The following is a 13,891-nucleotide window of genomic DNA, read 5'->3' on the forward strand; positions in this document are numbered from 1 at the left end:
TCCGATCACGCCTACTCCCCCTGTGCGTTCTCCTGCGCGCCGTGCGGCTCCCCACCGCCGGTCGCCCCGTTGGCCGGTGCCGGCGCCGGGTCGCCCCCGGCGAGCGCCGCCGCGACGGTCCCGGCGAGCCCAGGGCCGATGCCGTGGACCTCCGCGATCTCGTCGACCCCCGCCGCGCGCAGCCGGCGCACCGAGCCGAAGTGCTTGAGCAGCGCCGCCTTGCGGGCGGGCCCCAGGCCCGGTACATCGTCCAGCACGCTGGTCGTGGCTCGCTTGGACCGCTTGGCCCGGTGGTAGGAGATCGCGAACCGGTGCGCCTCGTCCCGCAGCCGCTGCAGCAGGTACAGGGCCTCGCTGGCGCGCGGCAGGATGACGGGGTCGTCCTCGCCGGGCAGCCAGACCTCCTCCAGGCGCTTGGCCAGGCCGCACACCGAGACGTCGGTGACGCCGAGCTCGTCCAGCGCCCGCTGCGCCGCCGCGACCTGAGGGGGGCCGCCGTCGACGACCACCAGGTTGGGCGGGTAGGCGAAGCGGCCTGGGGCGGCGGGCCGCTCTGGAGCGTCGGAGCCGCTCTCCGTTCCGGTCTCGGCTCGCACCGTGCTGCTGTCCGTGGTCGAGTCGCTGCCGCCCAGCGTAGCCAGTTCTCCGCTCGCCTGGCTCTCTTCCAGGTAACGCTTGAATCGACGTGAGATGACTTCGCGGATGGCGGCGACGTCGTCCTGACCCCGCACGGTCTTGATCGCGAAGCGGCGGTACTCGGACTTGCGGGCCAGGCCGTCCTCGAACACGACCATGGACGCGACCACGTCGGTGCCCTGGAGGTTGGACACGTCGTAGCACTCGATGCGCAGCGGCCCGGCGTCCAGGTCCAGCGCCTCGGCGATCTCCTGCAGCGCCCGCGAGCGGGTGGCGAGGTCGCCGGCCCGCTTGGTCTTGTGCTGCTTGAGCAGCTGCTCGGCATTGCGGGCGACCGTCTCCATCAGCGACTTCTTGTCGCCGCGGCGCGGCACCCGCACCTCGACGCGGCTGCCGCGCCCCCGGGACAGCAGCTCGGCCAGTGCCTCGTGGTCGGGCGGCAGCTCGGGCACCAGCACCTCGCGCGGGATCGCGGCGGTGCCCTCGGGCACCGGTCCGTCGGCCGGGTCGGCCGACCCGCCGGGCGCCTCGCCGGGCGCGGCGCCGTCGAACTGGGGCCCGTAGATCTGCGCGAGGAAGCGCTCAACCAGGTCCGCGGAGCCGACCTCCTCGACCCGGTCGACCACCCAGCCCCGCTGGCCGCGGATCCGCCCGCCGCGCACGTAGAAGACCTGCACGGCCGCCTCGAGGGGGTCCTCGGCGAGCGCGATCACATCGCAGTCGGTGCGCTCCCCCAGCACCACGGCCTGCTTCTCCAGCGCCCGCTGCAGGGCCTGGACGTCGTCGCGCAGCCGCGCGGCCCGCTCGTACTCCTGCTCGGCGGCGGCCGCGCGCATCCGCCGCTCCAGCTCCCTGATGTAGCGGCCGGTGTCGCCGGCCAGGAAGGAGCAGAAGTCCTCGGCGATGGCCCGGTGCTCGTCCTCGGTGACCCGGCCCACGCACGGCGCCGCGCATTTGCCGATGTCGCCGAGCAGGCACGGGCGGCCGGTGAGCTGGGCTCGGCGCAGCACCCCGGCCGAGCAGGTGCGCACCGGGAAGACGCGCAGCAGCAGGTCGACGGTCTCGCGGATCGCCCAGGCGTGGGAGTAGGGCCCGAAGTAGCGGGTGCCCTTCTGCTTGGCGCCGCGCATCACCTGCACGCGCGGGACGTCCTCGCCGAGGGTGACCGCCAGGTAGGGGTAGCTCTTGTCGTCGCGGTAGCGCACGTTGAAGCGGGGGTCGTACTGCTTGATCCAGGAGTACTCCAGCTGGAGCGCCTCCACCTCGGTGCCGACCACGGTCCACTCCACCGAGCAGGCGGTGGTGACCATCTGCTGGGTGCGCGGATGCAGCCCGGCGAAGTCGGCGAAGTACGACGACAGCCGCGACCGCAGGTTCTTCGCCTTGCCCACGTAGACGACGCGGCGCGCGGCGTCGCGGAAGCGGTAGACGCCGGGCGAGTCGGGGATCTCGCCCGGAGCCGGGCGGTAGCTCGCGGGATCTGCCATACCCTCCATTGTGCTGCGCCGCAGAGGGTGGCGGGCGCACGTCCGCCCCGCCCGCCCGCTCGGGCCCGGGCGCGACGGACCGGGCGGTCCCGCGGTCCCGGTACCTTGGGGCCGACCGAGGCACCCACGACGCCCGCGCCCGGGCGGAGAAGGAGTGATCCCGACCATGACGCTCGCGATCGGATGGCTGCTGCTCGGCCTCGGCATCGCCGTCGCGGTGGGCGCCGTCGCCCTGGTGCGCTGGCTGCTGACCCGGATGTGGAACCGCAGGTGGCCGATTGCCGGGCCGCTGGTGCAGCGGTGCACCATGCCCGCCTACGTCGCCGCGGTGATCTCGGTGTGCAATCTCGGCCTGCCGCCGCTGCTGCCCGAGGGACTGCACGGGATCGCGCAGCGGGTGCTGGCCATGGCGATGATCGGCGGCCTCACCTGGCTGCTGGTCGCGGTCGCCTACGCGCTCACCGACCAGCTGCTCCAGCACATCACCAACGGCGACGCGGCGGCCACCCGCCGGGCGCGGCGGCTGGAGACCCAGGTCAAGCTGCTGCGGCGGGTCACCACGGTCGGCATCGTGATCCTCGCGGTGGCGGCCATGCTGTTCACCTTCCCCAGCGTGCAGACCCTGGGCGCCGGGCTGCTGGCCTCGGCCGGCCTGATCGGCATCGTCGCGGGCGTGGCCGCCCAGTCCACCCTCGGCAACCTCTTCGCCGGCCTGCAACTCGCCTTCAGCGACGCGATGCGGCTGGGCGACACCGTGGTGGTCAACGGCGAGCTGGGCACGGTCGAGGAGCTGTCGCTCACCAATGTGGTGCTGCGGATCTGGGACGAGCGGCGGATGGTGCTGCCGGTCTCCTACTTCACCACCACCCCGTTCGAGAACTGGACCAAGCACGGCACCCAGCTCACCGGCACGGTCTTCCTGCGCGTCGACTGGGAGGCGCCGGTCCGCGAGATCCGCGGCGCCGTCGGCGAGTTCGTCGAGCAGCACCCGCTGTGGGACGGCCGCAACTGGTCGCTGGTCGTCACCGACGTGCTCGACAACGGCATGGTGGAGCTGCGGGTGCTGGTCACCGCCGCCGACTCCGACGCCGCCTGGGACCTGCGCTGCGCGGTGCGGGAGTTCCTCATCGACCACCTGCGCGAGCAGCACCCCGAGTCGCTGCCGCGCAACCGCACCGAGTTCGAGCTGACCAACCTGGAGCTGGAGCAGGGCGGCGCCGGCGAGGACGTGCGGCGCCCGGGCCACGACGCCGCACGCGGCTGAGCCCGGCCCCGCCGGCCGTACCGACCGGGGGCCGGGCCCGCTGGCGGTCCTAGTAGGGCCGGCCGGTGCCGTCGCCCGGGCCGGTGGGGTGGCCCTCGGGAAGCCGCACCACGATCGTGCGCACCGCCTTGTCGTGCAGGGTCTGCCGGTAGGGGGCGTCCCAGAGCGGGAACAGCCCGTCGAGGATCGCGAAGAGCCCGAACAACAGCCCGACGACCGGCACGGCCGGGCTGGCGTAGCCCACCGAGGAGATCGCGGCGCGCCGCAGCGCGGCGCCCTGCTCGATCCCGGTCGGTTCCAGCCGGCCGCCCAGCGCCACCACCCGCAGCCGCATCACGGTCTTGCCGACCGTCTGGCCGCTGCGGATCAGGAAGTAGTACTCGTAGCCGATCGCCACGCCCACCCACAGCGCCGCCGCCAGCAGCGAGGCCCACAGCGGGGTGCCGAAGCCGTAGTAGGCCGCGCCGATGCCGTACATCGGGGCGGTGGCGGCGGCGGTGATGATCGAGTAGAGGATCGCGCCGGGGATGCTCACGATCAGGCCGTCGAGCAGCCGCGCCACCAGCCGCTCCCACCACTCCGCCAGCGGCGCAGGGGCGCCGGGCGGCTGCGGCCGCTCCGGGCGGCCGGGGAAGGGCTGCCCGGGCGGCGGGCCCGGCGGGAAGCCCTGGTCGCCGGCGAGCGGCTGCTGCCGCCCCGGGTAGCCGGAGCGGCCGGCGGCCGCCTGGTCGTAGGCGGATCCGTACGGCGGCTGCTGCTGCCCGTGGCCGGGGACGTACCCGCCGCCCTGGCCCGCGGGTTCGTCGGGCCGGGGGCCGGCGTTGAACCATTCGGCCGGGGTCTCTCCGGGGCGCGGCGGCTGGCCGGTCCAGCGCGGCGCCAGGTGGGGGCCCTGCCAGGAGTCGGCGGCCCCGGGCGGGACGCCGGGTTCGCCGGGCTGCGGACGGCCAGGCTGCGCCGGCTCGGGCGGCGTGGTCATCGGGGGTGACACCTCACGGGGGGCGGCGGTCGGGAGCACCGGCCGCGCGGACGCACCGTCCGGCGGTACCGGCGCTTGCGAGCCTACCCCCCGCGGGTGCCGTCGCGGCGACTCCTCAGGTGAGGACCACGTTGCCTCCGGAGACCTCCACCGGGAACTCCTCCAGCGGCTGCTGCGCCGGGCCCGCGGTCGGCGAGCCGTCGGCCGCGCTGAACTCGCTGCCGTGGCAGGCGCAGACGATGGAGCCGCCGGCCACCTCGCTCACCGTGCACCCGGCGTGGGTGCACACGGCGGTGAAGGCGTGGAAGACGCCCTCCTCCGGCTGGGTGAGCACGATCCCCTGGTCGGCCAGGACCACACCGCCGCCCACGGGCACGTCGGCGGTGGCGGCCACCGGCTCCCCCGGCTGCGCGCTCGGCTGCCCGCTAGTGCTCTCGCCGCCGCCGTCGGCGCCGGTGGGCGGCGCCTCGCCCGGCTGCCCGGAGCAGGCGGCCAGGCCGAGGGCGAGGCCGCCGACGCCGAGCGCGCTCAGCGCGGTCCTCCGGCTCAGCCCGCAGGGGCAGCCGTCCTGGAGCGGTGCGGTCATGTCGTTCCTCTCGTTGCGCGGTCGGATCCGCCGGGGCAGGCGGTCCGCGGCGCCGCGCTGCTCCGACACCGCATGACTACGGTGGGCGCGCGCCGGCGGTTCAATCGCGGCGCGGCCCGGACGCCGGTGGCGTCCGGGCCGCTGCTCCTGCGCGCGGAGGGGCGGGTCAGGGATGGGGCCGCATCGGCGGCTCGGGCGGCTGCTCGCCGCCGGGCCGCTCCGGCGCGCCCGGGAAGTCCCGGTGCCCCGGGGCGCCCCGCTCGGGGCCGTCGGGGCCCCCGCCCGCCTCGGCGGCGGGCGGGCGGTCGACGGGACCGTGCGGTACGGGCTGGGCGCCGGACGGGCCCGGCGGCGGCGCGGCGTTGCCGCCCGCCCGCTCCGGCGGCGGCTGCCCGCCCTGCCGCGGCTCGCGGCCGGGGGCGTGCTCCCGGCGGGCCATCGGCACCGGCCCGGGCGCCGGGCCGGACGGCTCGACGATGACCGCGGTGCGGGCCGCCTTGTCGTTCAGCGACTGGCGGTTGGGCCGGTCCCACAGCGGCCACAGGCCGTTGACCAGCACGACGACCATGGTGATGAAGCGGCCGCCGACCGGGACCAGGTAGTTCAGCACGGCCGGGCCCCACCAGACCAGGGCGCGGACCACGGAGGCGCGGTTGGACAGGCCGGGCGGGCGCCCGGGCGCGTCCAGCTCCACCACCCGCAGCCGCAGGGCCATCTTGCCCAGCGTCTGCCCCCGGGTGCGGAGCATGACGTACTCGTAGCCGACCAGCGCGGCGACCCCGATGATCCCGGTGATCAGCGCGATCGCGTAGACGGCGCCGAAGGACGGCGGCTCCACCGTTCCCGCGCCGCCGCCGATCATGGCCGCCGCCATCAGGTTGGCCAGTCCGCCGACCACGAGGAAGACCAGCAGGGCGATCACGCCGTCGATGATCCTGGCGATCAGGCGCTGCCACCACTCGGCGAGCGCGCCCGCGTGCCGCCGCTCGTCGGGGACGGGCGGCTGGTACGGGCCCCAGGGGCCCGTGTCGTACGGCGCGCCGCCCTGTGCGCCGCCGCTCGGCCCGCTCGGGCCGGTGGGCCGCTGGTCAGGGGCGCGCTCCGGGTTGGGACGGTCTTCGCCGCCCGCCGACGCGCCGTGCGGCTGGTTCGGGTAGTTCGGCGTTCCCATCGGCTGCCTCTCGTCCGGGAGCGGGCGGGACGTCCGCCGCCGGCCGGCTCCGGCGTCCGCCGGGTCGGTCCGCGGCCACCGCGCTCGCGGTACGCCGGAGGTCCGCCGCACCGCGCGCTCCCCGCGCCGCTACCCCCGCCGTAACGGGAAACACGCAGGTGGGGACCTTAGCCGAGCACCTTGCTCAGGAACTGTCCGGTGTAGCTCTCGGGCACCTCGGCCAGCTCCTCCGGGGTGCCGGTGGCCACGACGGTGCCGCCGCGGGAGCCGCCCTCGGGCCCCATGTCGACCACCCAGTCGGCGGTCTTGATGACGTCGAGGTTGTGCTCGATGACGATCACGGAGTTGCCGCCGTCGACCAGCCGCTCCAGCACGCCGAGCAGCTTGCGGACGTCCTCGAAGTGCAGGCCGGTGGTCGGCTCGTCCAGCACGTAGACGGTGCGGCCGGTGGTGCGGCGCTGCAGTTCGGAGGCGAGCTTGACCCGCTGCGCCTCGCCGCCGGACAGGGTGGGGGCGGGCTGGCCCAGCCGCACGTAGCCCAGGCCGACGTCGTTGAGGGTCTGCATGTGGCGGCGGATGGCCGGGACCGCGTCGAAGAAGTCCAGCGCCTCCTCGATCGGCATGCCCAGCACGTCGGCGATCGACTTGCCCTTGTAGTGGACCTCCAGCGTCTCGCGGTTGTAGCGGGCGCCGTGGCAGACCTCGCAGGGCACGTAGACGTCCGGCAGGAACTGCATCTCGATCTTGATGGTGCCGTCGCCCGAGCAGGCCTCGCAGCGGCCGCCCTTGATGTTGAAGGAGAAGCGGCCGGGCTGGTAGCCGCGGACCTTCGCCTCGGTGGTCTGCGCGAACAGCTTGCGGATGTGGTCGAAGACGCCCGAATAGGTGGCCGGGTTGGAGCGGGGGGTGCGGCCGATCGGGCTCTGGTCGACGTGCACCACCTTGTCCAGGTGCTCCATGCCGGTGACCCGGGTGTGCTTGCCCGGCACGGTCTTGGCGCCGTTGAGCTCCTTGGCCAGCGCGTTGTACAGGATCTCGTTGACCAGGGTGGACTTGCCCGAGCCCGACACCCCGGTGACCGCGATGAACTGGCCGAGCGGGAAGCGCACGTCGACGTTGCGCAGGTTGTGCTCGCGGGCGCCCTTGACCACCAGCTCGCGGCCCTTCTCGCGCGGGCGGCGCCGCTGCGGGACCGGGATGGAGCTGCGGCCGGACAGGTAGGCGCCGGTGCTGGAGTCGGGCGACTCCAGCAGCGCGGCGACCGGTCCCGACACCACGATGTGGCCGCCGTGCTCGCCCGCGCCCGGGCCGATGTCGACGACCCAGTCGGCGGCGCGGATGGTGTCCTCGTCGTGCTCGACCACGATGAGGGTGTTGCCGATGTCGCGCAGCCGCTCCAGGGTCTCCAGCAGGCGGTGGTTGTCGCGCTGGTGGAGGCCGATGGACGGCTCGTCCAGGACGTAGAGTACGCCGACCAGGCCCGAGCCGATCTGGGTGGCCAGCCGGATGCGCTGCGCCTCGCCGCCGGACAGCGAGCCGGCGGTGCGGTCCAGGCTCAGGTAGTCCAGGCCGACGTCGAGCAGGAAGCCGAGACGGGCGTTGATCTCCTTGAGCACCTGGTCGGCGATGGCGCGGTCGCGGTCGTCCAGGTCGAGGTCGGCGGTGAAGCGGGCGCACTCGGCCAGCGGCATCGCGCTGATCTCGGCGATGCTGCGGCCGGCGACGGTGACGGCCAGCACGACCGGCTTGAGCCGGGCGCCCTGGCACGACGGGCACGGCACCACCCGCATGTAGCCCTCGAAGCGCTCCCTGGTGGTGTCGCTCTCCACCTCGGAGTGGCGCCGCTCCAGCCACGGGATGACGCCCTCGTAGGCGGTGTAGTAGGAGCGGGTGCGGCCGTAGCGGTTGCGGTAGCGGATGTGCACCTGGGTGTCGTGGCCGCGCAGCACCGCCTTGCGCGCCTTCGCGGGCAGCTTCTCCCACGGGGTGTCCAGGTCGAAGCCCATGGCGTCGGCCAGCCCCTGGAGCAGGCGCTCGAAGTACTCCCCGGCGTGGCCGCCCGACCACGGCGCCAGCGCGCCGTCGCGCAGGGTGCGGCCGGGGTCGGGCACCACCAGCTCGGGGTCGATCTCCAGCCGGGTGCCCAGGCCGGTGCAGTCGGGGCAGGCGCCGTAGGGGGAGTTGAACGAGAAGGAGCGCGGCTCCATCTCGTCGAAGGAGATGTCGTCGTAGGGGCAGTACAGGTGCTCGGAGACGACGCGCTCGCGCTCGGGGTCGTCGGCGGCGCGGTCGACGAAGTCCAGGATGATGGTGCCGTCTGCCAGCTGGAGCGCGGTCTCGACTGAGTCGGTGAGCCGCCGCCGCGAGCCGTCCTTGACGGTGAGGCGGTCGACGATCACCGCGATGTCGTGCTTCTCGTACTTCTTCAGCACCGGCGCCTCGTCGAGGCGGACCAGCTCGCCGTCGACCCGGGCGCGGGTGAAGCCCTTGGTCTGCATCTCCTTGAACAGCTCGACGTACTCGCCCTTGCGGCCGCGCACCACCGGCGCGAGCACCTGGAAGCGGGTGCCCTCGGGCAGTTCGAGCACGCGGTCCACGATCTGCTGCGGGGTCTGCCGGGCGATGGCCCGGCCGCAGATCGGGCAGTGCGGCTTGCCGATGCGCGCGTACAGCAGCCGGAGGTAGTCGTAGACCTCGGTGATGGTGCCGACGGTGGACCGCGGGTTGCGGTTGGTGGACTTCTGGTCGATCGAGACCGCCGGGGACAGGCCCTCGATGAAGTCGACGTTCGGCTTGTCCATCTGGCCGAGGAACTGCCGTGCGTAGGCGGACAGCGACTCCACGTAGCGGCGCTGGCCCTCGGCGAAGATCGTGTCGAAGGCCAGGCTCGACTTGCCCGAGCCGGACAGCCCGGTGAAGACGATCATGGCGTCGCGGGGAAGTTCGAGCGAGACGTCCTTGAGGTTGTGCTCGCGGGCGCCGCTGATGACGAGTCGATCGGCCACGGTGGTGATCCACAGCTTTCTCGCCGGGACCCGGGCGCCAGGGCCGCAGGTCAGGGGCGTGATGACGGGAGGTTGAACGCCGGCGCGCCACCGGGGATTCCCCCGGCCGACCGCCCGGCCGAACTCACGTTCGAAGCATATCGGTTCCGCCCGACCCGTCGAGGCGATCACGGCGATTACGGAACGTGGCCGGCCTGCCGCAGCCGGAGACGGCTTGCGCGCCGGTGGCGCACCCCGCGGCGGTCCGCCTCGGACGCGGGCGGTTCCGAGAGATCATACGTTCACGAATGGGTCACGTTCTCGCAGTTTGGACGGCCGAAGTCGGTCATGGGAGGGCTCCCGCGGACTTGTGCACTTGTGCCAGACTGGCGCCCCCATTCGGAGAAAGAGGTCCCGATGACCCTCGTGCAGCACTTCTCCCACGGCGCGCTGACGCCGGTTCTCGGCTATGCCGCCTCGTTCGTCGGCGCGTTCATCGGCCTCCAGGCCGCCATCCGGGCACGCTCCGTGACCGGCCTGCTCCGCGCGCGCTGGCTGCTGCTGGCCGCGGTCTCACTGGGAGGCACCGGGATCTGGGTGATGCACTTCACCGCGATGTTCGGCTTCTACGTCGGCGGCACCAATGTGCGCTACGACATCGCGCTGACGCTGGCCAGCCTCGCCCTCGCCGTGGCGGCGGTGGGCGCCGGGCTGTGGATCGGCTGCTCCCCCGCCCCCTCGCCGGCGCGCACGGCCGCGGCCGCGCTGGTCGCCGGGGCCGGACTGGCCGGCATGCACTACCTGGGCATGGCGGCGCTGCGCATGCACGCCGAGGTGGCCTACGATCCGCTGCTGGTCGGCGGCTCGGTCCTGCTCGCCCTGGCCGGCGGCGCCGCCGTGGTGTGGACGGCGTCCCGGGCCGAGCGGCCGGCCGCGGTCGCGGTCGGCGCGCTGGCGGCGGGCGCGCTGGTCGGCGCGATGCACTACACCGCCATGTTCGCGATGGACATCACCGCCACCACCATCACCGGGCACCTGCACGGCGCCTCGGTGATGGACTTCCTGCTGCCGATCGCGGTCGGCCTGGTGGTGCTGACCTTCGTCCCGCTGGCCGTCATCGTGCTCAGCCCCGACGACGAGGAACTGCGCACCGACGACGCCTTCCGGACCGAGCTGCGCCGGCTGCGCGCCGACGGCGTGCAGCCGGCGGCGGCCCGCCCCGCCGCGGCCGACCTCTCCCACCGCCGCCCGTCCAGGCTCCGCTGAGCGCCGACCCTTCTGTAACTTGACGGTTACGTAACCCATGGGTTACAAAGGGAGCATGGCCGCGTCCGTCTTCGAAGCACTCGCCGATCCCGTGCGCAGGCGCCTCCTCGAACTGGTGGCCGAGCGCGAGCGGACCGCGGGCGAGCTGGCCGCCGAGTTCGCGATCAGCCGCCCCGCGGTCTCGCGCCACCTGCGCGTGCTGGCCGAGGCCGGCCTGGTGGGCTGGCGCGGCGAGGCCCAGCGCCGGCTGTACCGGCTGGAGCCCGGACCGCTCGCGGAGGCCGGCGCGTGGATCGAGCGCACCCGCGACAGCTGGGCGGGCCGCCTCGACGCCATGGAGCGGCACCTGGACGACACCTGGAGGGAACAGCCCGATGACCGATGACACCGCGCGGCCCGACGGCCGCCCCGCCGACGACGGCGCACCCGATCCCCGCGAGCGGACGGGCACCCTCGGCGTCGGCTCCGACGGCCACTGGCAGATCCGCTTCGAGCGGCGGCTGCGCCACAGCGTCGAGCGCGTCTGGTCGGCGCTGTCCGACCCCGCCCAGCAGGCGCAGTGGGTGCCCGGCGTCACGATCCACGCCGTCGCGGGCGGCACCGTCGATTTCGACTTCGGCGACGAGGGGCGGGCACAGGGCGAGGTGCTGGCCGTCGACCCGCCGCACCGCATCGAGCACACCTGGACGTGGCCGGGCGAACCCGACTCGGTCGTGCGCTGGGAGCTGACGCCGGACGGCGACGGCAGCCTGATGGTGCTGCTGCACCGCCCGCTGCGCCGCGAGCCCGCCACCGACTACTGCACCGGCTGGCACGTCATGCTCGACTCGCTCGCCGACCACCTCGACGGCACCCGCCCGGAGGCCGAACCGGACTTCGCCGCCCTGTACACGCTTTACAGCGCCGCCGGCGGCTGACCGGGTCCGTCCGCACCCAGCACGCGCCTCGGGGAGGCGACCGCACGCGGTCGCCTCCCCGAGGTCTGTGGCCGGGCGCGCCCGGGCCGGGGTCAGGACTTGGCCGGCTGCTCCTCCGCGGCGGTCGCGCCGCCCTCGGAGTCGTCGCCGCCACCACCGGTGGTGATGCCTCGGCGCCGGTCACGCGAGGACTTCCACAGGCTGACCGCGGCCGTGACCGCCAGGGTGCCCACGATGATGCCGAGGGACAGCTCGGTGCCGATCTCGGGCACGTGCACACCGCTCACGTGCAGAGCGTGGAAGGTCAGCTTCACCGCGATGAAGGCCAGGATGAACGCGAGGCCGAAGTTCAGGTAGACCAGGCGCTCCATCAGCCCGCCGAGCAGGAAGTACAGCTGCCGGAGGCCCATCAGCGCGAAGGCGTTGGCGGTGAAGATGATGTAGGTGTTCTGGGTGAGCCCGAAGATCGCCGGGATCGAGTCCAGCGCGAACATCAGGTCGGTCAGCCCGATCGCGACGATCACGATGAACATCGGGGTGGCGAGCCGCTTGCCGTTCTCCCTGATGAACAGCCGGGCACCGTGGTAGTGCTCGGTGCTCGGCACGACCCGGCGGACGAAGCGGATGAACCGGTTGTTGGTGTACTTGCCGGCGTCCTCCTCCTCGTGCTTGAGCGCGTCGCGGAACACGCCGTACGCGGTGTACAGCAGGAAGGCGGCGAAGACGTAGAAGAGCCAGCTCCAGGCGTTCAGCGCCTGCGCGCCGATCGCGATGAAGGCACCGCGCATGATCAGCGCGATCACGATGCCGATCAGCAGCACCTCGTGCTGGTAGGCGCGCGGCACCGCGAAGCCGGTCATGATCAGGAAGAAGATGAAGAGGTTGTCGACGCTGAGGCTGTACTCCGTCACGTAGCCCGCGAAGAACTCCAGGCCGGCGTCGGAGCCGCCGAAGAACCACAGGCCGATGCCGAATATGACGGCGAGCGTCATGTAGAAGATCACCCAGCGGGTGGCCTGGCCGAGGCTGAACTCACGCGGCCCCGTGCGGTCCTTGCGCCAGGGCTGGTCGACGATGAGCAGGTCGAGCACGATGATCGCGATCAGGCCGCCGATCGTGGCGGCCCAGACCCAGAACGGAATGTCCAAAATAGGGGCTTCCCTCCGGCTGTGATGCCGTCCGGTCCGGCCGTGGCCATGCTGCGGACGGCATTGACAATGATTGGCCGGAGGTCTCTCCCGCACGCCCTGGCGGGCGGGCCGACGGTACCGGGTCTGACCAGACCGGCTTGACGATACCGCCGCACAGGGATACTCCCCTCCCGATATGCGGTTGTCGCGCGGCGGCCGGAACCCCGGCACGGGTCCGCACGTACTGCCGGACCCGCGGGTCCTTGAGCATCTTAAAACATGCCCCCATCTCCAACCGAAGCGCGGCCGGCACTGCGTTTATTCCCACACGCTCCGTGCACTCGGCCCCGCGGCCGCCCGGCCGTGCTAGACCGCCTGCGGCACCAGGCGGCGGTAGAGGCTGAGGACCTGCTCCACGGCGTCGGCCTCGGTGGGCAGGGCCGCGCTGACGATACGGGCCCGCTCGCGCAGCCGCGCCGCCAGCTCCGGCTCCGCCAGCACCCGCTCCACCGCCTCGGCCAGCGCGGCGGCGTCGCCGGAGGGCACCAGCACGGCGGCGTCGGAGACGAGGTCGGGGATGCCGCCGACGCGGGTGGCGACCACCGGCAGCCCGGCGCGCAGCGCTTCCTGCACCACCAGGGCCGGGCCCTCCCAGACACTGGTGAGGACGAAGGCGTCGGCCGCGCCGAGCAGGTCGGGCACGTCGGTGCGCCGGCCAAGCAGGCTGACCGGCAGCCCCTCCGCCCGGATCCTGGCGTTTAGCTCGCCCTCGAGCGGGCCGTCGCCGGCCACCACCACCCGCAGCTCGGGCCGCTGCACCGCCCACACCCGGCTGGCGTCCAGCAGAACCGGCAGGCCCTTCTGGTGCGACAGCCGCGCCACCATCACCAGCAGCGGCACGTCGTCGGGCACCTTCAGCTCGGCGCGGACCTCGGCGCGGTCGCGCTCGGCCGGGCCCATCGCAGGGGCGGGCACCAGGGCCAGCTCGACGGTGCGGGCGCCGCGCGCCCGCATCCGGGCCACCAGGTCGCTGGCGTTGGCCAGCACCAGGTCGGCACGGCGGGCGACGATGCGCTCCAGCATCGGGTAGACCGCGCTGAGCGGCCCGCTGACCAGCGGCGGCGCGTTGTGCAGGGTGACGGCGAGCGGGCAGGACGGCCGGGCCAGCGCGGCGAGCGCACCCGCGCGCAGGCCGTGGGCGTGCACGATCCCGCCGCCCTCGCCGGCGCCCTCAAGCAGCCGCCGCATCCGCGCCACCGCGGCGAGGTCGGCGCCCGGCCGGGGTCGGCCCGACACCTGCACCGGCAGGAAGCGGCCGCCGGCGGCGGTGAAGCCGAAGATCTCCTCGGTGGACGGCGGCCCGATGACGGTGACCTCGGCGCCGCGCGCGGAGAGCCCCGCGGTGAGGGACTTGACGTGGTTGCCCACTCCGCCGGTGCTCGTGGCGAGCACCAGTGTGATCCTCACGCGG

General features: G+C 73.7%; 11 protein-coding genes. 4 read left to right on the forward strand and 7 right to left on the reverse strand.

Annotated features, from left to right (window positions below; translation table 11 throughout):
• Positions 1-11: 11 nt before the first annotated feature.
• Positions 12-2,123 carry an excinuclease ABC subunit UvrC gene (gene uvrC / locus CLV72_RS30780; RefSeq protein ID WP_106253727.1) on the reverse strand — a complete coding sequence of 704 codons (2,112 nt, stop codon included), beginning with the start codon at positions 2,121-2,123 and terminating at the stop codon, positions 12-14.
• Between the two features lie 166 nt (positions 2,124-2,289).
• Between uvrC and CLV72_RS30785 the strand changes: the two genes are divergently transcribed.
• On the forward strand, positions 2,290-3,387 hold the full coding sequence (locus CLV72_RS30785; RefSeq protein ID WP_106253728.1) for a mechanosensitive ion channel family protein: 1,098 nt from the start codon (positions 2,290-2,292) through the stop codon (positions 3,385-3,387).
• 49 nt (positions 3,388-3,436) lie between these two features.
• Here CLV72_RS30785 and CLV72_RS30790 read toward each other — a convergent pair whose 3' ends face one another.
• From CLV72_RS30790 to uvrA, 4 genes are all read right to left on the reverse strand, one after another.
• Entirely contained in the window at positions 3,437-4,366 is a 930-nt protein-coding gene (locus CLV72_RS30790) for an RDD family protein (RefSeq protein ID WP_106253729.1), read from the reverse strand.
• A 115-nt stretch (positions 4,367-4,481) separates the two neighbouring features.
• Positions 4,482-4,952: a Rieske (2Fe-2S) protein gene (locus CLV72_RS30795; RefSeq protein WP_106253754.1), complete on the reverse strand. Its 471-nt coding sequence runs from the start codon at positions 4,950-4,952 to the stop codon at positions 4,482-4,484.
• Between the two features lie 166 nt (positions 4,953-5,118).
• The gene (locus CLV72_RS30800) at positions 5,119-6,123 is read right to left on the reverse strand and encodes an RDD family protein (RefSeq protein WP_106253730.1); all 1,005 of its coding nucleotides are present in this window, start codon (positions 6,121-6,123) and stop codon (positions 5,119-5,121) included.
• 167 nt (positions 6,124-6,290) lie between these two features.
• Positions 6,291-9,128: an excinuclease ABC subunit UvrA gene (gene uvrA, locus CLV72_RS30805; RefSeq protein ID WP_106253731.1), complete on the reverse strand. Its 2,838-nt coding sequence runs from the start codon at positions 9,126-9,128 to the stop codon at positions 6,291-6,293.
• 396 nt (positions 9,129-9,524) lie between these two features.
• On the opposite strand from uvrA, the gene CLV72_RS30810 reads away from it, so the two are divergent.
• From CLV72_RS30810 to CLV72_RS30820, 3 genes are read left to right on the forward strand one after another with little or no spacing between them, the layout of a single operon-like run.
• A complete protein-coding gene (locus CLV72_RS30810) occupies positions 9,525-10,373 on the forward strand; it encodes an MHYT domain-containing protein (protein WP_170141184.1) in 849 nt (282 codons plus the stop codon).
• 55 nt (positions 10,374-10,428) lie between these two features.
• Positions 10,429-10,758, forward strand: coding sequence for an ArsR/SmtB family transcription factor (locus CLV72_RS30815; RefSeq protein WP_106253733.1), 330 nt, complete (start codon positions 10,429-10,431; stop codon positions 10,756-10,758).
• Positions 10,748-11,290 (forward strand): SRPBCC family protein, encoded by a 543-nt coding sequence (locus CLV72_RS30820; protein WP_106253734.1) that lies wholly within the window; start codon positions 10,748-10,750, stop codon positions 11,288-11,290. The genes CLV72_RS30815 and CLV72_RS30820 overlap by 11 nt, the downstream gene beginning before the upstream one ends.
• A gap of 92 nt (positions 11,291-11,382) precedes the next feature.
• Here CLV72_RS30820 and CLV72_RS30825 read toward each other — a convergent pair whose 3' ends face one another.
• Entirely contained in the window at positions 11,383-12,438 is a 1,056-nt protein-coding gene (locus tag CLV72_RS30825) for a TerC family protein (protein WP_106253735.1), read from the reverse strand.
• A 348-nt stretch (positions 12,439-12,786) separates the two neighbouring features.
• Positions 12,787-13,887, reverse strand: coding sequence for a glycosyltransferase family 4 protein (locus CLV72_RS30830; RefSeq protein WP_106253736.1), 1,101 nt, complete (start codon positions 13,885-13,887; stop codon positions 12,787-12,789).
• Positions 13,888-13,891: the final 4 nt, after the last annotated feature.

Origin of the sequence: Allonocardiopsis opalescens (assembly GCF_003002095.1) — a bacterium.
GTDB classification, from domain to species: Bacteria; Actinomycetota; Actinomycetes; order Streptosporangiales; family Streptosporangiaceae; genus Allonocardiopsis; species Allonocardiopsis opalescens.